Here is a 22,964-nt window from a genome sequence, read left to right as displayed (position 1 = left end):
CGTCAACGTCCCTTCTCCGTCCGGGAGTCGGTGCTTCCGCCGAGCCGGCGGGAGACCCACAGCTGGACGCAGGCCAGGGCGACCAGGCACAGCCCGAAGATGACGGACATCGCCGCCGCACGGCCGTACTCGCTGTACTGGAAGGCCTGTTGGTAGATGTGCAGGGTCGGGACCTCGGTGTGCCCGGCGGGGCCGCCGTTGGTCAGCACCTGGACCGTGCCGAAGATCTGCAGTCCGCTCAGCAGGGTCAGCACGCTCACGATGCCGGTGACGTGGGACATCCCGGGCCAGGTGACGTAGCGGAACTGGGACCAGCCTCGGGCGCCGTCCAGTGACGAGGCCTCGTACAGTTCCTTGGGCACGTCCTGTCGGCCGGCCAGGAAGAGGATGAAGCCGAAGCCCCAGTGGTACCAGACGAACACGGCGGCGACCGCTATCACTGCTGTCTTGGGGTCCCCCAGCCAGTTGTGCTGCAGACCGTCGAGGCCGACCGTTTTGAGCATCTGGTTGACGATCCCGATGTTGGGGTCGAGGAACCACGAGAACATCACGCCGACCACCACCGTGGAGAACACGCCGGGCAGGTAGTAGACGGTGCGGAAGAACGCCGACCCGCGGCGGGCCCGGTGCACGGCGAGCGCCATCACCATCGACACCGCGTTGGCGACGATCAGGCCGACCACGCCGTACAGGACGGCGTTCTTCATCGAGCCCCAGAACTGGGTGTCGTCCAGTACATACCTGTAGTTGTCGAGCCCGACGAACGGCGAGTCCAGGCTCACCCCGTCCCAGGACTGGAAGCTCAGCAGAATGCCCTGCACGAACGGGACCACCGTGAACAAGGCGATCATGGCCAGTGCCGGCGCCAGGAAGAGCCAGGCAGCCAGTACACGACTGCGGCGCCGCACTACGCGCTCTTCTGCGCCGCGTCGAGGTCACCGAGGACCTGGTCGACCGAGCGTTCCTTGAGGACGAGGGCCTGAGTGCCCTTCTGCAGGGCGGTGTTGACCTGCTCCAGGATCTGGTTCTGGACGAGCTGGATGTCGGAGATCTTCGCGGCGATGCCGGTCAGCTGCTGGGGGATGGTCTTCGACGACACGGCCTGGGCCGAGGGGATCAGCGGGACGCCCTCGGCCCAGGCCTGCTGCTGGTCCGGCGCGGTCAGCCACTTGAGGAACTTCAGCGCCTTGTCCGCGTTCTTGCTGCGCGGGTTGACTGCGGCGCCCTTGGCCGCGCCGCCGACCAGGCGCGGCGTCTGGGTGCCGTCGTCGGCCTTGGGCAGCGGGAAGGAACGGAAGTCGGTGAAGTCGGGTGCCGTCGCGCGGGCCACACCGACCGCCGAGGTGCCGTCGAAGATGGCCGCTACACCCTGGGTGTTGAAGAAGGCCTTCTCCACGGTCGGGTTGTCGCCGTTCCCGTTCGGAATCGACCCGTTGTAGATCACGCCGGCGTCCCGCAGGTCGACGACGAGCTGCAGGGTCTTGCGCCAGCCCTCGCTCTTCCAGCTGTTCTTGCCGACGAAGGTGGCGTTCAGCTCCTCGTCGGACATGTAGTTGGACCCGTAGGACTGGATCAGCTGGTTGGACAGGCTCGTCGCGAACCAGAAGGGGCCCTTGCCCGTCTTCTTGATCTTCCGCAGCTGGTCGATGAACTCGCTCATGGTGGCGGGCGCCTGGTCCGGGTTCAGCCCGGCGCCCTTGTACATCGCGGCGTTGACAAAGACTCCCAGGGCCGGGGTCTCCCAGTGCGCGCTGTAGGTGCCCGGCTTCACATGCTGCGGATTGTCCGCCCCGAACGTCGTCGTCTTGAGCGTGGCGGGGCGGAAGGTGTCGCCCCAGCTGCCCTTCAGCTGGTCGGTCAGGTTCATGGCCCAGCCGGCCTTGTAGTAGGGCGCCATGGAGTGGCCGTCGACCACCGAGTAGATGTCCGGCATGTTGCGGGCCTGGGAGCTCGACTGGAGCTTGGTCAGGAAGTCGGCGGGACCGACATCGTCGATCTTGATCTTCACGCCGGTCTGCTTCGTGTACTGCTGGGCCAGCTTCTTCAGCGTCGCGGCCTGGCCACGCGACTGGTTCATGAACACGATCTCCTTGCCGCCGCCGGAGCCGCCCGAGTCGCCGGAGCCGCAGGCCGCCAGCGTCGCGGTGGCCAGGCCGGCACCTACAGCTCCGAGGAGGCCGCGCCGGGAGAGTCCGCTGGAAGAGGTCGGCTGCGTCGGGCCCGCCGTGTGGAATCGCGTCATTTTGGGTCTGTCCCTTTGAGTGAGTGGCGAAGACGTCGCGCGAAGAACCGCCGGCCACAGAGGTCCGAAAAGAAGTGACCTTGGTGCTCGAAATAATTTTCTGCCGGTCGCGCTGGCGGTGAACGCTAGAACCGCACCACCCGTCCGTCAATCCCTTCCGCATGGTTAATTTTCCAGTGCAGCAACGGTCTTGACCTGGAGGGTTAACGAAAATATTTTCGGTGCTACGGTGCTGCGCAACGCGGGCCGCTGACCCGCCACTTGCCCCTGGGAGAGCTATGGCATCCGAGCCCCAACGCGTCACCCTTGCGCAGGTCGCCGAGTCCGCCGGCGTCTCGGTCGCCACCGTCTCCAAGGTCATCAACGGCCGCCCCGACGTGGCCAAGGAGACGCGCGACAAGGTCCTGGATCTCCTGCGGGACCACAACTACGGCGGCTATAGGGACGATCTGCGCTCGCATCCCACCGTGGAGCTGTTCTTCGGTTTCGAGCGGCTGAGCATCTACCACACCGAGATCATCCAGAGCGTGGTGGACGCCGGGGCCCGTGAGGGCATCGCCGTGGTGGTGGGCCGGCGCGGCGACCACGATCCGACGACCGATGCCATCGCCTGGGCCCGCGGCCTCGCCGCCGCGGGACGACGCGCCGTCATCGCCGTTACGGCGAACTCCTTGCCGACACCGGCCCGTGAGGCCCTCGCCCGGTACCGGATGCCGCTGGTGCTGCTCGACCCGGAGGTGCTGCCCGACCACTCGATCGTCAGCGTCGGCGTCACCAATTTCTCCGGCGGCCACACCGCGGCCGCACATCTCCTCTCCCTGGGCCACCGCCGTATCGCCTACCTCGGCGGCACCGAGCGCGCCGGCTCCAATCAGGCACGGCTGCACGGCTTCCGCAGCGCGATGGAGGCGGCCGGTGCGCCGGTGGCACCCGAACTGGTCCGGCACGCCGGCACGTTCCACGCCGCCGAGGGCGTGGAGCACGGGGGACGGCTGCTGGCGCAGGACCCCGCGCCCACCGCGGTGTTCGCCGCCTCCGACGAACTGGCCGCCGGGGTCATCGAGGCCGCCCGGCGGCGCGGGCTGCGCGTGCCGGAGGACCTGAGCGTCGTCGGTTTCGACAACACGCCCCTCGCCGAGGTGACGTCCCCGCCGCTGACCACGATCCACGGCCCCGTCCGCGAGATGGGCGCCGTGGCTCTGCGCACCGCCCTCCAGATGGCCGCCGAGGAGAAGATCGACTCCCACCACGTGGAACTGGCCACGCAGTTGGTCGTACGAGACTCCACCCGGCCCCCGCGCGACTGATCCGGGCAGCCGCGAGGCCCACCACCACCCACCGCCTGTCGAAGCCCCTGCCGCTGCCGGGGGCTTCGGTGGCATGCCGTTACACGCCAGGGCACCATCCGATACGAAGGAAAGTCATGTTCCAGCCACCCGACAGGGTCCTGTTCGGCGCCGCCTACTACCACGAGTACCAGCCCTACGAACGCCTGAAGGACGACCTCGACCTCATGGCCGAGGCCCACTTCAACCTCATCCGCGTCGGCGAGTCGGTGTGGTCGACCTGGGAGCCCGACAACGGACACTTCGAACTCGACTGGCTCGAGCCGGTGTTGGACGCCGCACACGAACGCGGCATGGCCGTCGTCCTCGGCACCCCGACCTACGCGATACCCCCGTGGCTCGCCCGCCAGTACCCCGAGATCGCCGGGGAGCGAGGCACCGGAGAGCGCATCGGCTGGGGCTCGCGGCAGGAAGTGGACTACACCCACCCGGCGTTCCGCTTCCACGCCGAGCGCGTCATCCGCAAGATCGTGGCCCGGTACGCCGATCACCCCGCCGTCATCGGGTTCCAGGTCGACAACGAGCCCGGCCTGGAGCTGTTCCACAACCACGGCGTCTTCCAGCGTTTCGTCGACCATCTGCGCCACACGTACGGCGACGTGGAGACCCTCAACCGCGAGTGGGGCCTGACCTATTGGTCGCACCGCCTGTCGACGTGGGCCGACCTGTGGAGGCCCGACGGCAACAGCCAGCCGCAGTACGACCTGGCCTGGCGCCGCTTCCAGGCCGAGCTCACCACCGAGTTCATCGACTGGCAGGCCGGGATCGTACGCGAGTACGCGAGCCCCGAGCAGTTCGTCACCACGTGCATCGCCTACGACCGCCCCGGAATCGAGGACGACGCACTCACCCGCGGCCTCGACGTCGCCGCGGGCAACCCGTACTACGCGATGCAGGACTCCCTCGCGCTACCGGACACGCGCCCCTCGCACGAGGCCACGATGTCCAACGACGGAACGTGGGCCCTCTACCGCATCGCCGACCGCATCTTCGCCTCCCGACAGGAACCGTTCCTGGTCACCGAGACCAACGCCCAGAGCGTCGGCCCCTCCTGGCGCAACCAGTCCGCCTACGACGGCCAGTGGCGCCAAGCGGCCTGGGCCCTGATCGCGCGGGGCGCCTCGATGATCGAGTACTGGCACTGGCACACCCTGCACTTCGGCACCGAGACCTACGTGGGCGGCATCCTCCCGCACAGCGGCCGGCCGGGCCGCATCTACCGCGAACTGGCCTCACTGGGCGCCGAGTTGGAGTCGGCCGGCGAACTGGTCGCCTCCCTCACCCCGGACGCGGACGTCGCGTTCCTATTCTCATTGCCCAGCAAGTGGGCGCTGCAGGCCAAGCCCGCACTGGCCAAGCCGGGCGGCGCGCCGGACCAGCGCTCGTACGAGACCGTCTTCGACGCCTTCTACCGCGGCGCGTTCGACGCGGGTCTGCAGGCCCGCCTGGTCCATCCCGACCAGCTCGGCACTGTCGACCTGCCCCCGCTGCTCGTCGTCCCGGCCTACTACGCCGCGGACGACGCGACCCTCGACCGGCTGCTCGCCTACGCGCACTCCGGCGGGCATCTGGTGATCGGCCCGCGCACCGGTTACGCGGACCCCCAGGCGCGGGCCCGCACCGACGTCCAGCCGGCCCGGCTGTCCGGGGCCGCGGGAGTCTCGTACGACGAATTCACCAATCTGGACACGCCAGTTGAAGTGCACGGCAGCGCCGAACTCCCGCTGCCGCCCGGAGCTCGGGCCCTGCACTGGACGGATGCCCTCGTCCCGGACGGGGCGGACGTGCTGGCCGCCTACGACGACCCGCACCTCGGGCGCTGGCCCGCCGCCACCACCCGACAGCACGGCGCCGGGCGCATCACGTACGTCGGCACGGTGCCCGACCCCGCCTTCGGCGAGGCCCTGTTCAACTGGGCAGCGCCAGACGGCATCGGGGGCCGCCCCCACCCGAGTGTCACGGCGTCCTCGGCCACCGCACGTGACGGCCGCCGCGTCCGCTTCCTGCACAACTGGTCGTGGGACCCGGTGTCCGTTCCACTTCCCGATGCCGCGCAGGACGTCCTCGCCCACGTCTCCTACGAGGCCGGCCAGTCGGTCGAGCTCGGCCCATGGGACGTGAAGGTGTTCACCGACCGCGACTGACCCGGCCCGCCGCACTCACTGTCCACTGTCACTCACTGCAGGAGACCTCTCGATGCGCTCTGCCCAGCGCGTGCTCTGCAATCCCCTCGATCTCCCCTACCGCTACCAGGACATCCGCATGGGCGACGGCACGCGTCGGTCCGTACACCGGGAAGCAGCGGACCCCTCCATCGTTCTGTTCCAGGGCCGCTTCTACATGTTCGTCTCGATGTCGGCGGGCTTCTGGCACTCGGCCGACCTCGTGGAGTGGGAGTACCGCCCCACCTCGAAGCTGCCCGCCCTCGACTACGCGCCGGACGTCCGGGAGGTCGACGGGGCGCTGTACATCAGCGCGTCGAGGAAGACGGACAACTGCCCCTTCTTCCGCAGCATCGACCCGCTCGCCGACGACTTCACCGAAGTCACGCCCGGCACCTTCCCCTTCTGGGACCCGAACCTCTTCCAGGACGACGACGGCGACGTCTACCTCTACTGGGGGTGCGACAACAAGACGCCCCTCTACGGGGTGCGGTTGTCGGCGGCCTTCGAGCAGATCGGCGAGCCGACGCCCCTGTTCCGGTCCGATGTCTCGACTCACGGCTGGGAGCAGGTCGGTGAGGACTACCTCTCCACTCCGGCCCACCCGGACCAGGATGCCGCCCTCGTCCGGCTCCAGGGCAAGCCGTATATCGAGGGCGCGTGGATGACCAAGCACGATGGCACCTACTACCTGCAGTACGCGGCGCCCGCCACGCAGTTCAACACCTACGCCGACGGCTACTACACGGCGCCGTCCCCGCTGGGCCCGTTCACGTACTCCCTCGACAGTCCCTTCTCCTCGAAGCCGGGCGGCTTCATCACCGGGGCGGGACACGGCAGCACGTTCCAGGATCGGCACGGCAACTGGTGGCACACGTCGACCATGCGGATCTCGGTGAACGACGACTTCGAGCGGCGCGTCGGGATCTTCCCCGCCGGCTTCGACGACGACGGCGTGCTGTTCTGCAACCAGAACTTCGCCGACTACCCGATGGCCGTTCCGGACGGGCCGTTCGACGCGTGGACGCCGCCGCCCTGGATGCTGCTGTCGTACAAGGCGGATGCCGTCGCCTCGTCCTCGGCGCCCGGCCACGGTCCGGAGCATTCCGTGAACGAGGACATCCGCACCTGGTGGGCGGCCGGGACGCGGGCACGGGGCGAGTCGCTGACCCTCGACCTCGGCGAGAGCAAGACGGTGCACGCGCTCCAGGTCAACCTGGCCGATCACCAGCTGGGCGACAGCGCCCCCGACGTCCCCGAGGGAGCGGACTGGAACCGTCACATCTGGCGCGGCATCTTCCCCACCCATGAGCCTGCGCAGACCGCGGTGGAGGTCTCCGAGGACGGGCGACAGTGGACCGTCGTGCGCGATTCCCGGGGCACGGACACCGATGCCCCGCACGCCTTCCTCCTACTCGACACACCGTTGCGGGCCCGGTTCGTCCGGGTCACCGGCGGTCGCATGCCGTTCGGCGGCGTCTTTGCGCTGAGCGGTGTCCGGGTCTTCGGCACGGGCGACGGCGCGGCTCCGCACGCGGTGAGCGCTCGGGCCCGCCGGATCGACGGCCGCACCGCCGCGGTCGAGTGGGACGCCGTCGCCGGGGCCACCGGCTACAACGTCCGGTACGGCCGCGATCCGGAGAAGCTGTACCACAGCTGGCTGGTGCACGAGCGGACGTCGCTCGACCTGCGCTCGCTCAACGCCGACGCGACGTACTGGGTGGCGGTGGACGCCTTCGGTGAAGGGGGCATCACGCCCGGGGAGACCGTGCCCGTGGAGTGATCGCGCTCGCCCGCCGCACCGCTGTTCGACCGTAAGGCTCCTATGCGTCACGACGAACACTGCGCTCAGTGGGACGAGTTCGAGATCGAGCTCGACGGCCCCTCCCACGGCAATCCGTTCACCGATGTCGAACTCGCCGCGGTGTTCAGCGACGGGCGGCGCGAGGTGCGCGCGGGTGGCTTCTACGACGGCGACGGAACGTACCGGATCCGGTTCATGCCCGACGCCGAGGGCCCGTGGACCTTCGTCACGTCCTCCACGGCACGGTCGCTCGACGGGGTCTCCGGTCGGTTCGCGGTCGGGCCGCCGACGCCGGAACGCCACGGACCGGTGCGGGTGGCCGACCGGCATCACTTCGCGTACGCCGACGGCACGCGGTACGTGCCGCTCGGCACCACCGCGTACGCCTGGACGCACCAGGCGGAACACCTACGGACCGCGACCCGGCGCACCCTGGCCTCCAGCGGCTTCAACAAGGTGCGGATGTGTCTGCTGCCCGAGGCGTACGCGTACAACACGGACGAGTCGGAGTTGTATCCCTTTCCTGGCTCCCCCGCGACCGCGTCGGCGTGACGGAGAGCACCAGCGTCCGCGTACAGCTCCCGGGTCGTCCCTATATGGCGGTGCGTCTGTCCCGGCTGCCCGACGACACCGAGGCGGGTACCTTGCGCTCTCGATGACCACCGTTCAGACTCCCTGCAGGCGGCCAAATGCCGACCCTTGGAAGGTTTTCGGGGTGGGCGAGCAGGGAGAGGTAGCACACAGTGACGGAGCCCAAGCCCCGAGGCCCGTACGCGAAGTCGGCGGCGCGGCGGGCGGAGATCGTCCGGGCGGCGCGCGACAGCTTCGCCGAGAACGGGTTCACGAAGGCGTCGCTCCGGGACATCGCCGTGCGGGCCGGCATCACCCATGCCGGGCTGCTGCACCACTTCCGCAGCAAGGACGAGCTGCTCGCGGCCGTGCTCGCCGAGCGCGACGAGGCGGAGTGGCAGCTCGGCATGACGAACGTCTCGGGCATGGATGAACTCGCGCCCTATCTCGGCACGTTGTTGCGCCATCACCAAAAGGCCCCCGAGTTGATGCGCCTGTGGATCGAGCTGGCGGCGGCCGCCTCACGCCCGGAGCATCCGGCACACGCCTACTTCGTCCAGCGCTACGACAAGAGCCGCGAGAGCTACACCCAGGGCATGCGGGGCCAGGCCGACCACGGCGCACTGCACGAAGGCCTCGACCCCGATCACGCGGCCACCCTGCTCCAAGCCGTGCTGAACGGCCTGCAGTTGCAGTGGCTGCTCGACCAGGACCTCGACATCGTCGGGCCGATGCTGGCTTTCATGCGACTGGTGTTTCCCGAGGGCGCTCAGGAGGACGGGGCACATACCGCCTCCTGACGTCAGGCGTCGTCTTCTTCGGGCTCGGGCCCGATCACCGCCCGCATGAAGATCTCCAGCAGGCGCAGCGCGTCCTGTGACGGGTCGAGCAGGGTCTGGATCCGCAACCCGTCCATCATCGCGAGCACCATCACCACCTTCTCGTCCGCGGTCACCTCGGGGCTGTCGTACGCCGTGCGCAGACTGCTGGTGCGGAACCGGGTGCGCATCCGCTCGCGCCGCTTGGCGAAGAAGTCGTGTGCCGGGTGGTCGGGGCTGGTCGCGGCGACGGCAAGCGCCATCCAGTTGCGCTGGTAGTCCGGGTCGGCAAACTCGTCGGCGAGGACCGCGCTGAGCACCGCGGGACCGGCTGTCCCCAAGGCAATGATCCGGGCAGCCTGCTCCTCCTCGTCCGCCTCACGCTGCGTGAGGGCGGCGAGGAGCAGTTCCTCCTTGCCCGCGAAATGGCGCAGCAGCGCGGCGTGCGTGACCCCGGCGCGGGCGGCGATGTCGCGCAGCGAGGCCCGCTCGAAGCCGTGCTCGGCGAAGCTCGCCAGGGCCGCCCGGACGATCTGCAGCCGCCGGGCCGGCGTGGTGGCGTACTGCCCCCGGCGGCCGGTGCCGGTGCTCGACGAACTCATGATGCCTCCTGCGCCGTTGACCCGTGCCCACTGATTCGTACCAGGGTCTTGCTCTCTGCCGCTGCCCGGGAGTTTAATCTCGCACGAAAAGTAGCCAAGGTGGTTACATTCCAATCGGCGCCCGCACGGCACTGGACTTCGGCACTTCAGGCCCGCCCTTCTTCTTCCTCCTCCCTTTCTCAAGGACCACTTCATGGACAAGTCGACCTTCCTCTGGGGCGCCGCCACCGCCCCGCACCAGATCGAGGGCAACAACGTCAACAGCGACTGGTGGGCCCGCGAGGGCCAGATGCCCGGCATGGAGCGCAGCGGCGACGCCGTCGACAGCTACCACCGCTACGAGGAGGACATGCGCCTGCTCGCGGACGCCGGACTCACCGCCTACCGCTTCGGTGTCGAGTGGGCCCGTGTGGAGCCGGTTCCCGGACACTTCTCCCGCGCCGCCCTCGCCCACTACCGGCGCATGATCGACACCGCACTGGGGCACGGTCTCACGCCCGTGATCACCCTGCACCACTTCACGAATCCGCGCTGGTTCGCCGAGGAGGGCGGCTGGCTCGGAGAGCGGGCCGTCGACCGGTTCGTCTCGTACGTCGAGCAGGTCACCGGCATCCTCGACGACGTGCCGTACGTCGTCACCATGAACGAGCCCAACATGCTGGCGATGATGCTCACCATCGAGCGACAGATGCGGGAGCACCCCACCGACAGCTGGCAGAGCCCGACCGTGGACAACGACTCACGCCCCACGCTGCCCGCGCCGGACCCGGAGATCGGTGCCGCGCTCGTCAAGGCGCACCACGCCGTCCGCGACATCGTGCGGGCCAGCACCGGCGCGGCGGTCGGCTGGAGTGTGGCCAACCGCGCGTTCGCCGCGCGCGCCGGCGCCGAGGAGAAGCGGCGCGAGCTGGAGCACATCTGGGAGGACCTGTACCTGGAGGCCGCGCGCGGTGACGACTTCGTCGGTGTCCAGTCGTACTCGAGCCAGTGGGTCGGCACGGACGGCATCGAGCCGCACCCGCCGCACCCCGACAACACTTTGGTCGGCACCGCCTACCGGCCCGACGCGCTCGGCATGGCGGTGCGCCACACCTGGGACGTGACAGGCGGCGTCCCGATCCTCGTCACCGAGAACGGCATCGCGACCGCCGACGACCAGCGCCGCGTCACCTACACCGGCGAAGCGCTGCGCCACCTCTTCGCGGCGGCCGACGACGGCATCGACATACGCGGCTATCTGCACTGGAGCGCGCTCGACAACTACGAGTGGGGGCACTGGAAGCCGACGTTCGGTCTGATCGCAGTGGACCGGGAGACGTTCACGCGCACCCCGAAGCCGAGCCTCGCATGGCTCGGCGAGGTCGCGCGCCGCGGCCGCCCCTGACATCTCCCCCGCCCGGTCAACACCCCGTGAGCACCCCACAGTTCATGCACCTGATGCACCACACCTCTCGCACGTCCCACATCGCACACCCTCGTACCCCTTTGACAACGGAGTCACCGTGCAGGACGAGACACCCCTGTCCGGCAGCCGCACCGGCCCCGCCACGGCCCTCGAGCCGCCCACCCCCGCCACCGGCCCGCACCGGGTCGGGCGTGGCTACCTGATCTGGATGGTCGCCGCCAACTTCGGCGTCTCCATGGCCTACGTCCTCCCCCTGACGTACACCCTGGCCCTGCGCATCGATCAGCTCGCGCCGGGCCGGGAGGAGGTGCTCGGCTACGTCACCGGCATAGCCCAGGCCGTCTACCTCGTCGCAAGCCCGCTGCTCGGCACCTGGAGCGACCGGACGCGCAGCCCCTTCGGCCGTCGGCAGCCGTTCCTGATCGGCGGCAGCGTCCTCGGCTTGCTGGCGCTCACCGCCATCTCCCTCGCCCCGAACCTGCTTCTGATCGGGGCCGGTTGGATCGTCGCGATGCTCGGCTGGGCGAGCGCCTCCCAGGCGATCCTCACCCTCCAGGCCGACCGCGTCCCCGAGGAGCAGCGCGGCAAGGTCTCCGGGCTCACCGCGGTCACCGGGCAGATCGGCCCGGTCGTCGGCATCGGCCTCGCCGCGGTCCTGCCGGGCACACTCCTCGTCTTCGTCGTGCCCGGTGTGCTGGGTCTGGCCCTCGCGATGACGTTCGCGGTGCGCGGCGCCGAGCCCGACTCCCCTACGACCACCAGGGCGGCTGAGCCGGTGTCGCTCAGGAGGATCCTGGCGAGCTACGTCTTCAACCCGCGCAAGCACCCCGACTTCGGCTGGAACTGGCTCGGCCGGTTCGTCTTCTTCATGGGGCTGTACTTCAACACCACCTTCAGCACCTTCTTCTACTCGCAGCGCCTCGACCTTCCGGTGAAGGAGGTCGCGGGGGCGGTCGCCACGGTCGGCATGGTGGGCATCGTCGCCGCCATGGCCGGGGCGGTCGGCGGCGGGTTCCTCTCCGACAAGCTGGGCCGCAGACGGCTGTTCACGATGATCGGCGCGCTGTTGTTCATCTGCGGCGCGGTCGTGGAGGCGTTCGCGTACTCCTTCCCGATGCTGTTCGTCGGCTCGGTACTGATGCAGCTGGCCATCGCCGTCTTCTCCTCGGTCGACCAGGCGATCGCCATGGCGGTCCTGCCGGACCGCGCCGAGGCCGGCCGCTACATGGCGATGGTCGCCTTCTCACAGAAGATCCCCAGCGCCCTCGCCCCGCTGGTGGCACCGGTCATCATCGCCCTGAGCACGACGGGCGACACCAAGAACTACACCGCGCTCTATCTGACGGGCGCCGTCTTCGCCCTGGTGGGCGGCCTGTTGATCGTGACGCGCGTGCGGTCGGTCCGCTGAGCCGCACGCCCCAGCACCCTTGTGAACGGTTCGGAGAGAACGAATTCCATGGACGCAGATGCTCCGGTGAACCTGAGCACGGACGGGCCCGCCGTCCGCGACGCCCAACCCCGCCTGTCCTGGCAACTGCCCGCGGGCCGGCCGGCGCAGGACGGCTACGAACTCCGGGCGCACGTGAACGGCATCGCCCTGCCCCCGGCCGGCGGCACCTCGCCACGCCACCTGTTCGTGCCGTGGCCGTGGCACCCGCTCACCAGCAGGGACCGGGTCAGCTGGCAGGTGCGTACGCGTGCGGGCGACGCCGTTTCCCCCTGGTCGGTGCCCCACGACTTCGAAGTGGGGCTGCTCGCCCCCGACTGGACGTCGTCCCGCTGGATCTCCCCACCCGAGGCGGAACCCGGTTCCGTGCACGCGCTGAGCAGCTCCGTCGTCGTCGATGAGGATCGGCCGTGGGCCAGGGCGCGGCTGTACGCGACCGCCCTCGGCGTGTACGAGGTGTTCCTCAACGGCCGCCGGGTCGGTGATACCGAACTCGCGCCCGGCTCCACGTCGTACGCCGAGACGCTCCACGCCCAGGCCGAGGACATCGCCGCGTACCTGCGGCCGGGGCCCAACTCCCTTGAGATCGTGCTGTCGGACGGCTGGTACCGGGGCAAGACGGGTGCCTGGCGCCGGCCGGCGCGATGGGGCACGCAGACGGCCGCCCGTCTGGAGGTGCACATCGACTACGACGACGGAACGTGGTCGACTTTCGGCACCGGGCCCGCATGGGTGTCACGGCCGAGCACGATCGTCCGGGCCGATCTGATGGACGGGCAGACCACTGACTTCCGCCCGTCCGCCGATCCCCCAACCTCCGTTCATCTGCTCGCAGTTGAGGCACTCCACGTCGACTGGTCCCCGGCCCCGCCCGTACGCCGGATCGAGAGCATCGCGCCGGTCGGCGTGACACGGACGCCGGACGGCGCCTGCGTCGTGGACTTCGGACAGAACGCCTCGGGCCGCATACGCCTGACGGATCTCGGCCCGGCCGGTACGCGCACCGTCATCGAGCACGGCGAACACACAGACACAGGGGGGGACTTGACGACTGGGCACCTCAACAGTTCCCGTCCGGGCGAACCCCCGGTTCCGTTCGTGCAGCGCGACGAGGTCGTCTCCGACGGATCGACCAGCGCCGCATTCGAACCGCGGCACACCGTCCATGGGTTCCGCTACGCCAAGGTCCGGCGCGACGGACTCGACGCCGCCACTCTCGCGCAGGCGATCTCGATGCAGGTCGTCCACACCGACCTGCGCCCCACCGGCGCCTTCGCCTGCAGCGACCCCGACCTGACGCGCCTGCATGACGCGGCGCGCTGGAGTTTCCGCTCCAACGCCGTCGACGTGCCCACCGACTGCCCCACCCGCGAGCGGCTCGGCTGGACCGGCGACTATCAGGTCTTCGTCTCGACCGCCGTGCGCCTCTTCGACGTGGACGGGTTCTCCCGCAAGTGGCTGCGCTCCGTGCGCGACGACCAGCTGCCCGACGGGCGGATCGTGAACTCCTCCCCCGACCCGAACCACCTCAAGATGCACCCCGACCCCATGGTCGACCACATCACCGGGTCCGCCGGCTGGGGCGACGCGATCGTCCACGTGCCCTGGGTACTTCACGAGACGTACGGCGACGACGTGGTCCTCGCGGAGAACTGGGACGCGATGGTGCGCTGGGTGGAGTTCGCGCTCGACGCGGCCCGCACCAAGCGGCACCCGTCCCGTGTCGAGCGCTCCCTAGTACCTCTTCCGCACGAGGAGTTCGTGTGGGACGGCACGTTCCACTGGGGCGAGTGGTGCGAGCCGAAGCGACGCGCGGCGGACGGCTCGCTCATCGATCCGGTCGCGTCCGATCCCATGGGGTGGTTCATGGCCGACAAGGGTGAGGTCGGGACCGCATACCTCTACCGCTCCGTACGCATGGTCGCCTCAATCGCCACGGTGCTCGGCAAGGATGAAGAGGCCCGCCGATACGGCGAGTTGGCAGGGCGAGTGCGGGAGGCCTGGCGGACGGAGTTCCTCGACGCCGACGGCCGCACCGCCGCCGGAACGCAGGCCTCGTACGTACGAGCGCTCGCCTTCCGTCTGGTGCCGGAGCACTTGCGTGACACCGTGGCCGCCCATCTGGTGGACCTGGTCCATGCGGCGGACGACCACCTCACCACAGGGTTCCTGTCCACCGCCGATCTGCTTCCGGTGCTCGCCGACTCAGGGCACGCCGATGTCGCGTACACCGTCCTGACGCAGCGCACCTCGCCGTCCTGGCTGGGCATGCTCGACCGGGGCGCGACCACGATCTGGGAGGACTGGGACGGTGTCGACGCCGACGGTCGTGCCACCGCCTCCCTGAACCACTACAGCAAGGGCGCCGTCGTCCGCTTCCTGCACACCCACACGCTCGGCCTGCGGCAGGCGCCGGGGTCGGTCGCCTGGGAGACGTTCGTCGTGTCGCCCGTGCCGGGAGCCGGACTGACCTGGGCGTCCGGTTCGTTCGACGGCCCGCAGGGCGTGATCACAGTCAAGTGGTCCATCTCAGCGGGCATCTTCCGTCTCGACGTGGACGTGCCCGCCGGGTCGACCGCGACGCTGGCCCTGCCGGACGGCACACACATCACCGCCGGGCCCGGCCCCGTACACGCCGAATGCGCACATCCCAGCCCCAACCCCAACCTCGACTCGAAGGACGTGTCTCATGCCCATGCCTGACGTTTCCGCCGCTTCCCTCTCCGAGCTGATCAGCCTGCGCGAGCGCCGCGTCGTCGTCACCGGCGGCGGCCGTGGTCTCGGCAAGGCGATCGCCGCCCGGCTCGCCGAGGCCGGCGCCCGCCTGCTCCTCGGCGACATCGACGCCGAACTCGCCAAGGTCACGGCCGCCGAACTCGCCGACCGCCACGGCACCGACGTCGTCGGCGTCGAGATGGACGTCACCGACTCCGACGACGTACGGGAAGCGGCGGATCTCGCCGCGACGCGCTGGGGCGGGCTCGACGGGTGGGTCAACAACGCGGGCGTCTTCCCGAGCGTGTCGATCGCGGACCTGGACGACGCGACGTGGGACCAGGTTTTCGCGGTCAACGCGCGCGGCACCCTGGCCGGTACCCGCGAGGCCGCCCGGGTCATGAGCGAGGGCGGCGTCATCGTGAACGTGTGCTCCACCGCGGGTTTCCGCGGCAGCGCGCCCGGCCTCGCCGCGTACGTCGGTTCCAAGCACGCGGTGCGCGGCCTCACCCGGCAGAGCGCTCTGGAGCTGGCGCCACAGGGCATCCGCGTGCTCGCCGTCGCGCCCAGTTACGTACCGACCGAGGGCAACCGACTGGCCGTCGCGGCAGCGGGCGACCCGGACCTCACGGCCGATGACGTGGCCCTGATGATGCCCAGCCCGATCGACCGCGCCGGCACACCCGACGACATCGCCCGCGTCGTCTTCTTCTGCGTCAGCGACCTGTCGATGTTCATGACCGGCAGCACGCTGCTCGCCGACGGCGGCACGACAGCCTGACCTGGACGGGTGATGCCGCACGTCGCGGCGGTCCTAACAAGCCGCCGCCAAGGCTCACTTGGGGAACGAGGCCAACGTACGAGCGACTTCTCGACGTAGCTCGTCCATGCCGACATCGGGGCCGAGGACCATGCGCCGAAGCTGCGGCATGGCGACGCTCCAGCCCGTCAGGGCCAGCGTGGTGAGCAGGAGGGCGACCACCATGGACGTCGTGGTGTGTCCGGAGGGCATGGCCCAACCACCGGCCTTAGCCGCCCAGTCCTCGGCTGGCGGGCGCGGCCTTGCCAGCGCCGAGGCCGGGGCGATACGCGGAAGCCGCGCCGAGAGCAGAGCGAGTGCCCCCGCTAGGGCGCCGGGCCAGAACGCGGCACGTTGGGTGAGCGCTCCGGCCAGTGCCGCCAACACGTAGGCGGGTACTCCGCTGCCCGTCACGGTGATTGCCACGGCCGCTTGCCTCGCCCAAGCGGGACGATGGCCAAGCACCCACTGGTGCGCGGCGGTGTCCAGAGGGAAGGGCGAGGCCCGCGCTGCAACCGCCGCGACCAGGGCTCCGAGCGCAACAGCGCAGACGACCTCGATGATCGCAGCAGGCCACCACGGCATGCCCTTGTGCCGAGGGCTGTGGGCAGGGGAAGGGGGCATCAGGCAACCTGTGAGCGGGGCCGCCGCTCTCAGCACATGGCGGCGGGGCTGGACGGACACAATATCTTCTATTCGCGAATAGAAGATATTGGCGACTGTAGACCCCGAAGTCGGGAGGTCGGCATTGGGTGCCCAGGAGCCCGTTCTCGGGGCAGGTGGCAGGCGCCGGGCCAACGGCGCGCTGGAGGCCGAAATTCTCGGCTTGCTGCACTCCGCCGAACGCGCGCTGACACCTGGGGACGTGGCTGAACGCCTGATGGCGCCGCTTGCCCACACCACTCTGGCCACCACGCTCGCCCGGCTGAAAGGCCGCGGAATTCTCGAGCGAACGCCTCTGGGTCGAAGTTACGCTTACAGGCCTGTCACCGACGAGTCAGGGCTGACCGCGAGGCACATGCACCAAGTGACGGATGCAGGCACCGACCGCGCCTCGGTGCTGACCCACTTCGTGGACGAGCTGTCCGACGACGAAGACCTGCTGCGCCGCCTTCTGGGCAGCGACGGCTAGCGGAGACGCACACCCAGGCACCTGGCCGTCTACCTGGTTGCTGCTTCCCACGCTGGCCGGAGTGAACGCGGGCACGCTGGCCCGCCGCCTCGAACTGCGGCTGGCGACATGGCTGCTGACAGCAGCCGGACTGATCCTCGCCGCGTCCAGCACCGTGGCCCTCGGCGCGCTCGGACTCACTCACGCCGCACGTCTTCGCGCTCTCGGACGCCTTCCTGGCTCTGCTCACCCGCGTCCCCGAGGTCCCCTCGCCGACGCCCAGATCCCTCGCGACCTGTGCGATCGGTTTCCCGTCTCCATCACGTTTCGGACCGCACCTTCACGGAACTCCGGCTCGAACTTTCGACGCAGCTCTGCCATGACTCAACTTCCCCATCAGTCACAGTCTTCACGCTACGAGGGGAGAGACAGGGTGGCGAAGTGGTGTGGGCGTGGGCGGTTCCCACCGAGATGCCGAAGCCGGCCGCGATCTCGGGGCGGTCGAAGCCATTGACGCCGGCTTCGACCGCTCCACGAGAGTCTGCGGACACGCCCGGGCTGCCATAAGCGGCCCCGGCCGCCTGCGCTGTCCGCGGCTCGTCGGCGTGTGCCGAGGCGGCGCGGTTCTCGGCGCAGCCCGGCACACCGAGCCCGACGGCCGGGTGGGCTGGCCGGGCGCTGTGCGGTCTGTCAGCCCATGTCCGTCAGGAGGGCGGTCAGTTCGTTCTCCTGCTGCGCAGGCGACATCGGCGGGTTCGAATGATCGATGCCGAAGGTCTTGAGCACCTTGTCCATCTGGGCGTCGATGGAGGTCCAGCCGGTCTGGTCCAGCGGCTGCAGCGAGCCCTCGTCGGCATCCCACAGGTCACGCAGTGACTGGGCGGCCGCGTGGGCGCCGGTCGCGTTCCCCGAGCGTGCGTCCTTGAGCGAAGTGGAGGCGAGGGTCTTCAGCGCTGCGACCTTCGCGGGCGGGAACTTCTTCACCGCCTGGCCGGGAGCCATCTGGACGGCGGAGGTGTTGTCGGTCTCCGGCGCCGGGCCGACGTGCGGCTGACCGTGGGCCCAGACCAGCAGGCCCGCGGTGGCGACGGCCAGCACTCCGAAGCCGGCAAGCGCGGTGCGCTCCTTGCGCGGGTCGCCGGTGGCGTGTGCGGCGTGGGTCGCCTCGTGGGTCTCGGTCACATCCGAGCGCGTCACCGTCAGGTAGACCACCGTCGCCAGGATCAGGCCGAGGAAGATCAGGCTGGTGGTGAACGTGCCCAGCGCGATACCGGTCGGTTCGCCCGGGCCCTGGGCGACCTTGGGGGAGGCGAACCAGTCGCCGATGTTCGCGCCCAGCGGGCGGGTCAGGATGTAGGCGAGCCAGAAGGACAGCACCGGGTTCGCGCCGAACCGCCACAGCGCCGTGATCGCCGCGATGAGGCCGAGCGGCAGCAACACAGAGACGCCCGGGCTCCAGCCGGTCAGCTCCAGGGTCCAGTCGCCGGTCGCGGTGCCGAGCGCGAAGGTGACCAGGACGGTCAGCCAGTAGAACGACTCCCGCGAGAGCGTGGTGACCGAGTGGATCGACAGCGTGCGCTCACGCAGCCACCACACGCCGAAGACCACCGCGAGCAGCACCGAGAAGACCGCGGAACTGATCCACAGCGGCACGTTCAGCTGGTCGGTCAGGATGTCGGTGTACAGGGTGCCCGTGACGCTGACAACGACCACGGTCAGCCAGTAGGGGAACGGGACGTACCGCTTCAGCCGCAGCTGGACGGCCAGGACCACGACGAAAATCGCGGTGAAGATCCAGGCCGTGTTCACCAGGCCGACGCCCAGCTTCATGTTGATCCAGTCGGCGAAGCTCTCACCCACGGTCGTGCAAAGGATCTTGATCACCCAGAACCAGATGGTGACCTCGGGAACCTTGTTGAGCATGAGGCGCCCGCTGCGCGTGCGTGCTTCCGTTGTCGTTGTCATGCGGGGAGGTTTACGCGGGGAACCTGCAAGCAACCTGACTACGTGGCCGCACGCGCGGCTGGAAGTGTCACCTCGACGTGACCGCGGCCGTCCGCGATCGCGCGGACCTCCACACCGGCCGAGGCGGCGATGCGCCGGACCACCGGCAGCCCCAGCCCGTACCCGCCGCCGCCGGTCACACCCGCTTCAAAGACCCGGTCGACCTCTGCGGGATCGAACCCGGGGCCATCGTCCAGGACATCGACCACGATTGCCTCGCCCTGGATGCGCGCGGTGATCCACACACGCGACTGCGCATGCCGCAGGCCGTTGTCCAGCAGGGGCGACAGCAGCGACACGGCGACGTCGGCCGCCATGGCAACCTCGGCCTTCGCGGGAAAGGCGACCTCGACCGCGCGGCCAGCGATCGCCTGCAACGCGGCGGAGCGGAGATCGCACCGGGTACCAGCGTCTGTCCGTGCGCGCGCGGCGCGCAGAATCGTCGTGATCGCCGCATTGAGGCGGTCGACCTCGCTCAGCACCGCCTCCGGCGCCACCGGCTCGCCGGACAGCTGCGCCAGCTGCGCCTCGGCCCGCAGGACCGTGAGCGGTGTCCGCAGTTCGTGGGCGATCTCGTCGGTGAGCCGGCGCTCGTCCGCCAGTGCGTTGTCGACGCGCTCCAGGAGGTTGTCCAGGGTCCGCCCCAGTTCCCCGAACTCGTCGCGGGGGGCTCCGAGGTTGAAGCGGCGCCCGGGTTCGTGATGGCCCCAGTCGTCGGCGAGGGCGGCCATCTCCTGGACGACCCGCAGCGCGCGGCGCACTGCGAGGTGTGCGACACCGCCGGCCAGGAGGATTGCGAGGCCGCCCAGGATCAGCGACAAGGTCAGACTGTGCTGCTCGGATGTCTCGTAGGGCGTGAGGTCCACGCGGACGATCACCATGACGTGGTGGCCGTCGATCGGGACCTGCCGCGCGTACAGGAGGTAGGTGTCGACGGCGGCGGTTTGCGATCGCCGTGAGCCTGCGAGCGCCTCGACGCGCTCGACCATGCTTGCCGGTACGTTCCCGTCGATCAGGTGGCCGTCGGCATATACCCAGGCGACCTCGTCCAGCGCCTCGCTGCTGTTCTCCGTCAGTACGACACGGCCGCCCACAGTGGTGACGTTCGCCGCGACCGCCTCGGCGCGGGTACGCGCCAGATCGTGCGCGTCGGCGTCCGTGACCCCGCTCAGCAGCACGTGCGAGAGCACGACCAGTATCGCGACCACGGCGGTGGCGATCAGCACAGTGAGCGCGACGGCCCTCCTGCGGAATCCCGTCACTGCCATCGGTAGCCCACGCCGCGGACGGTCGCCAGACGCTCGGCCACACCCAGCGGACCGAGCTTGGTCCGCAGCCGGCGCACGAAGGAGTCGAGGGTGTTGTCGCTGACCTGCGCTCCGTGTGGCCAGCCGGCAGCGATGAGGGCGTGGCGGCGTACCGCGTCGCCCTGGGAGGCGATCAGGCGGCCCAGTAGCCGGAACTCGGTCGGGGTCAGGCTCTGGCTCACCGAGTCGTGGGTCACCACGTGCTTCGCCGGATCGAGGACGACCTCGCGCGGTGAGGGTGACACGGTGGCCCGGCGCAGCAGCGCTCGGACGCGGACCAGCAGTTCCGGGATGTCGAAGGGTTTGGTCATGTAGTCGTCGGCGCCGGCCTCGAAGCCGCCCACCTTGTGATGCAGGCCGTCCAAGGCGGTGAGCATCAACACCGGTGCGTCGACGCCGCGAGCCCGCAGGGCCAGGCAGACGTCGCGGCCGTCGGCGTCCGGGAGTCCGAGATCCAGGACGACCAGATGGGGCGCCGGTGCGAGCTGCCGCAGCAGGCTGTCGGCCGTGGCGGCGACGGAGATGGTGTGGCCGTCGTGCTCCAGGGCGCGCTTGAGGACGCCGCGGACCGCCGCGTCGTCTTCGCACACCATGATGAAAGCCACGTGCTGACCCTAGATACTTCCGTCCCAGTTCTCCATCTGCCCTGATCAGCCGCCTGACGGTCGGGACCGGGCCAGTCCCTTTGGCGGGTTTCGCGGCGGCCAGCCCGCTCTGCGGCGCGGCCGGCGCCTTCCCCCCTCTCCTCCTCCATGCCCGCGGTGGTCCTGGGCCGGGTCCTGCAGGGCGGTTTGGGCGCGCTCGTGACGGCGGCGGCGCTCGCCATGGTGGCCACCGGTTTCACCGGACCGAGGGAACGCGTCAGGACTTTCGGGGTCTACGCCGTGGTCAGCGTCGGTGGTCCGGTGCTGGGGCTGCTCACGGGTGGGTCCCTGCCCGCGTGCCCGATTCTGGGCTTTAACCTGGTCTTCGCTCTGGTCGCCCTGGTGGCGTCCGCTTGCTGCCGCACGACGCCCCGGTGGACCGCACCGACACCGACGCCGGTACCCCCTTCGACCTGCCTGCCAGGTGCGCTGCTCGGCTCCCTCGGGCCAGCCGCCCTCACCTTCGGCCCCACCCGGGTCCAGTGGTGGACCGACTGGGGCGACCAGCGGGTGGTCGGCGCGCTCGCTATCGGCCTCGACCTGCTCACCTTGCTGTGGCGGCAGAGCCAGACATCGAGCCCGCTACTGTCGCTGTACGTCCATAGGGACCGCAGCCGCCTCGGTGGCTTCCTGACCATGGCCCTCACTGGCGCCGGCATCCTCTGCCTGATGCCACCCCTGGCCCAGATAATGGGCTACGGAACCGCCAACCCCACGGATCAGTGCGGCATTCCGTTATTGCCCATACTCGCCGCGATCGTCACCGGCTCCACCCTGATCGCACCCCGCCTGCTCGCGCGCGCCGTGCCGCCTCGCCGTCTCATCGTGGCGGGCTCCCTAGTCACGCTGCTCGGACTGGCCCCGGTTGTCATCGCCATCGGCGCCGAGGCCCCGTACATGCTCCTGCTGCCCTGCGTGGTCCTGGCAGGCCTCGTCTTCACACCGCTCTTCGCTGGCGCGACCATCGGCGTCGTCCCCCGGCACTCCGGAGCGACGGCGGGCGCCCTGATCACGGCCCAATCTATCGGCCAGGGCCTCGGCACGGCGGTGTACAGCAGCCTCAACGGCCCGCCCTGCTGGGCGGTCCTCTGCCTCCTCCTCGCAGGCCTGACCGCGGGCCTGATGAGGACGACCGGGACGTCCAACTCCCTCGCGTTGTCCGGGGGTTAGGCCGCTGGTACCGGCTCCCTTCGAGGTCTGGAGGATCTGGTCGGGGTGCGGGCCGTAGGCCAGGACGACCTGTCCGTTGGGCTGCTGCGGTTGTCCGGTGATCCTGTGGGTCGGGGCCGGCAACAGGTCGAGCGGGTGACGCCGGATGTGCCAGGTCTCGCAGGCGACCAACACGGTGAGCACTGCCGCCAGCGTCACCGAACCCCACAGCGTGCCCAGCCCGAGTCCTCCCTGGCTGACGGGTTTGGTGATCGAATCACCGGCGGCGGCACTCAATGGGCGCGTCAGGACGAATGCCAGCCAGAACAACACCATGCTGTTGATGCTGGTCAGGTAGTGGGCGGCCAGCAGCAGCAGCATTATTCCGGCGATGACGAAGAAGGCGTTGCGGAATCCCAGTCCGGTGCCGTGGGCCAGCCAGTCCCCGCTGGCGGTGCCGAGGGTGTTGGATACCAGGATCGCGATCCAGTAGAGGGCCTCGCCCTTACGGGTGGCGATTTTCTCGACGTCGTCCGTCTCCCGTGAGACCTTGATGGCCGACGTCTGGGACGAGAACTGGTTCGGCTCCACCAAAACCCTCGACGTCACCATGGCCAGCCTGCGCCGCCGCCTCACCGAGGCCACCCACACCGCCTCCCGCCCGGCCCTCCTCCCCCGCATCACCACACTCAGGGGACACGGCTACCGCCTGGAGAGCTGACGCGCGAAGCCAGCAGCCGAGGCCGCCGCCCGCCGGGCAACAAGATCGATCTTGTTTACGACAACATCCGAGCTGCGCCTGACCCCTCCGCTGCGCGCCTTCAGCACCACGAACGCCG

General features: G+C 69.6%; 18 protein-coding genes and 2 pseudogenes. 12 read left to right on the top strand and 8 right to left on the bottom strand.

Features of this window, described 5'->3' with window-relative positions:
* Positions 1–2: 2 nt before the first annotated feature.
* Together OG456_RS33900 and OG456_RS33895 are read right to left on the bottom strand one after the other, a co-directional pair.
* Positions 3–908, bottom strand: coding sequence for a carbohydrate ABC transporter permease (locus OG456_RS33900; protein WP_266567778.1), 906 nt, complete (start codon positions 906–908; stop codon positions 3–5).
* On the bottom strand, positions 908–2,242 hold the full coding sequence (locus OG456_RS33895) for an ABC transporter substrate-binding protein (RefSeq protein WP_266567776.1): 1,335 nt from the start codon (positions 2,240–2,242) through the stop codon (positions 908–910). Before OG456_RS33895 ends, OG456_RS33900 begins: the two co-directional genes overlap by 1 nt.
* Positions 2,243–2,520: 278 nt before the next feature.
* Here OG456_RS33895 and OG456_RS33890 point away from each other — a divergent pair, with 278 nt between their 5' ends.
* The 5 genes from OG456_RS33890 (at position 2,521) to OG456_RS33870 (ending at position 8,924) form a co-directional block, all read left to right on the top strand.
* Positions 2,521–3,549, top strand: coding sequence for a LacI family DNA-binding transcriptional regulator (locus tag OG456_RS33890; RefSeq protein WP_266567774.1), 1,029 nt, complete (start codon positions 2,521–2,523; stop codon positions 3,547–3,549).
* 116 nt (positions 3,550–3,665) lie between these two features.
* Positions 3,666–5,732, top strand: coding sequence for a beta-galactosidase (locus tag OG456_RS33885; protein ID WP_266567772.1), 2,067 nt, complete (start codon positions 3,666–3,668; stop codon positions 5,730–5,732).
* Between the two features lie 52 nt (positions 5,733–5,784).
* The gene (locus OG456_RS33880) at positions 5,785–7,533 is read left to right on the top strand and encodes a family 43 glycosylhydrolase (protein ID WP_266567770.1); all 1,749 of its coding nucleotides are present in this window, start codon (positions 5,785–5,787) and stop codon (positions 7,531–7,533) included.
* 42 nt (positions 7,534–7,575) lie between these two features.
* Positions 7,576–8,106 carry a DUF5060 domain-containing protein gene (locus OG456_RS33875; RefSeq protein ID WP_266567768.1) on the top strand — a complete coding sequence of 177 codons (531 nt, stop codon included), beginning with the start codon at positions 7,576–7,578 and terminating at the stop codon, positions 8,104–8,106.
* Between the two features lie 191 nt (positions 8,107–8,297).
* Entirely contained in the window at positions 8,298–8,924 is a 627-nt protein-coding gene (locus tag OG456_RS33870) for a TetR/AcrR family transcriptional regulator (protein ID WP_266567766.1), read from the top strand.
* A 2-nt stretch (positions 8,925–8,926) separates the two neighbouring features.
* Here OG456_RS33870 and OG456_RS33865 read toward each other — a convergent pair whose 3' ends face one another.
* Complete coding sequence (locus OG456_RS33865) at positions 8,927–9,544, bottom strand: TetR/AcrR family transcriptional regulator (RefSeq protein WP_266567764.1); 618 nt, start codon at positions 9,542–9,544, stop codon at positions 8,927–8,929.
* Between the two features lie 193 nt (positions 9,545–9,737).
* Between OG456_RS33865 and OG456_RS33860 the strand changes: the two genes are divergently transcribed.
* The 4 genes from OG456_RS33860 (at position 9,738) to OG456_RS33845 (ending at position 15,892) form a co-directional block, all read left to right on the top strand.
* Positions 9,738–10,928 (top strand): family 1 glycosylhydrolase, encoded by a 1,191-nt coding sequence (locus tag OG456_RS33860; protein WP_266567762.1) that lies wholly within the window; start codon positions 9,738–9,740, stop codon positions 10,926–10,928.
* Between the two features lie 118 nt (positions 10,929–11,046).
* On the top strand, positions 11,047–12,357 hold the full coding sequence (locus OG456_RS33855) for an MFS transporter (RefSeq protein ID WP_266567760.1): 1,311 nt from the start codon (positions 11,047–11,049) through the stop codon (positions 12,355–12,357).
* 48 nt (positions 12,358–12,405) lie between these two features.
* Entirely contained in the window at positions 12,406–15,099 is a 2,694-nt protein-coding gene (locus OG456_RS33850; RefSeq protein ID WP_266567758.1) for a family 78 glycoside hydrolase catalytic domain, read from the top strand.
* Positions 15,092–15,892 carry an SDR family NAD(P)-dependent oxidoreductase gene (locus tag OG456_RS33845; protein WP_266567756.1) on the top strand — a complete coding sequence of 267 codons (801 nt, stop codon included), beginning with the start codon at positions 15,092–15,094 and terminating at the stop codon, positions 15,890–15,892. The genes OG456_RS33850 and OG456_RS33845 overlap by 8 nt, the downstream gene beginning before the upstream one ends.
* Positions 15,893–15,946: 54 nt before the next feature.
* On the opposite strand, the gene OG456_RS33840 is transcribed toward OG456_RS33845, so the two are convergent.
* Positions 15,947–16,336 (bottom strand): hypothetical protein, encoded by a 390-nt coding sequence (locus tag OG456_RS33840; RefSeq protein WP_266567754.1) that lies wholly within the window; start codon positions 16,334–16,336, stop codon positions 15,947–15,949.
* 322 nt (positions 16,337–16,658) lie between these two features.
* Between OG456_RS33840 and OG456_RS33835 the strand changes: the two genes are divergently transcribed.
* On the top strand, positions 16,659–17,042 hold the full coding sequence (locus OG456_RS33835) for a BlaI/MecI/CopY family transcriptional regulator (RefSeq protein ID WP_266567752.1): 384 nt from the start codon (positions 16,659–16,661) through the stop codon (positions 17,040–17,042).
* A 669-nt stretch (positions 17,043–17,711) separates the two neighbouring features.
* Here OG456_RS33835 and OG456_RS33830 read toward each other — a convergent pair.
* From OG456_RS33830 to OG456_RS33820, 3 genes are read right to left on the bottom strand one after another with little or no spacing between them, the layout of a single operon-like run.
* The gene (locus OG456_RS33830) at positions 17,712–18,986 is read right to left on the bottom strand and encodes a hypothetical protein (protein ID WP_266567750.1); all 1,275 of its coding nucleotides are present in this window, start codon (positions 18,984–18,986) and stop codon (positions 17,712–17,714) included.
* A gap of 38 nt (positions 18,987–19,024) precedes the next feature.
* The gene (locus OG456_RS33825) at positions 19,025–20,293 is read right to left on the bottom strand and encodes a HAMP domain-containing sensor histidine kinase (protein ID WP_266567748.1); all 1,269 of its coding nucleotides are present in this window, start codon (positions 20,291–20,293) and stop codon (positions 19,025–19,027) included.
* Positions 20,284–20,937, bottom strand: a complete 654-nt coding sequence (locus OG456_RS33820) for a response regulator transcription factor (protein WP_266567746.1) — start codon at positions 20,935–20,937, stop codon at positions 20,284–20,286. The genes OG456_RS33825 and OG456_RS33820 overlap by 10 nt, the downstream gene beginning before the upstream one ends.
* Positions 20,938–21,084: 147 nt before the next feature.
* On the opposite strand from OG456_RS33820, the gene OG456_RS33815 reads away from it, so the two are divergent.
* Entirely contained in the window at positions 21,085–22,146 is a 1,062-nt protein-coding gene (locus OG456_RS33815; protein ID WP_266567744.1) for an MFS transporter, read from the top strand.
* A 165-nt stretch (positions 22,147–22,311) separates the two neighbouring features.
* Here OG456_RS33815 and OG456_RS50860 read toward each other — a convergent pair.
* Positions 22,312–22,737: pseudogene (locus tag OG456_RS50860) on the bottom strand (hypothetical protein); the annotation flags it as partial.
* Between OG456_RS50860 and OG456_RS33810 the strand changes: the two are divergent.
* Positions 22,658–22,846: pseudogene (locus tag OG456_RS33810) on the top strand (helix-turn-helix domain-containing protein); the annotation flags it as partial. The pseudogenes OG456_RS50860 and OG456_RS33810 sit on opposite strands and share 80 nt — an antisense overlap.
* Positions 22,847–22,964 lie beyond the last annotated feature (118 nt).

This window comes from Streptomyces sp. NBC_01446 (genome assembly GCF_026340095.1).
Lineage (GTDB): Bacteria > Actinomycetota > Actinomycetes > Streptomycetales > Streptomycetaceae > Streptomyces > Streptomyces aureus.
The sequence above is the reverse complement of the archived record's forward strand: the minus strand, read 5'-3'. Positions and strand labels throughout refer to the sequence as shown.